We start from the raw sequence: 396 nt of genomic DNA on the forward strand, positions 1-396 counted from the left end.
CTGCCGGCGTGCTCTATCCTTTTACCGGACTTCTGTTATCACCCATGATTGCCGCATTGGCGATGAGCTTGAGTTCGGCATCGGTGGTCGCCAATGCGCTGCGACTCCGTGCGACCCGACTCTGATCCCAGCATTCGCCGCTTCACGAGGCTATTGCGAACAATTCTCATTCTCCCTTACAATCTCCTTATTTCGGAAGGGGAGTCAAATGCAAGGTGCTACAAAAAGCACGCATTGGGGGAAGGTTTGGCTTGCTGGGGCGCTTGCCTGGCTGTGTTCCACAACTGCGCTTGCCGGCGAATCGCCGTTCGGGTGGATTTACACGGCCGACGTTATGCCCAAAGGCCGCTTCGAATTCGAGCACCAGTCTTTCCTGCAGCGGGGCCAGTCCCAAGG

1 protein-coding gene is annotated in these 396 nt (G+C 56.8%); it reads left to right on the top strand.

The genetic code is table 11. The features are described from left to right. Window positions 1-208: 208 nt before the first annotated feature. The coding region (locus I6F21_RS38400) for a hypothetical protein (protein ID WP_346656867.1) at window positions 209-396 on the top strand (188 nt) is incomplete at its 3' end.

This window comes from Bradyrhizobium sp. NBAIM03, assembly GCF_020194055.1.
Lineage (GTDB): Bacteria > Pseudomonadota > Alphaproteobacteria > Rhizobiales > Xanthobacteraceae > Bradyrhizobium > Bradyrhizobium yuanmingense.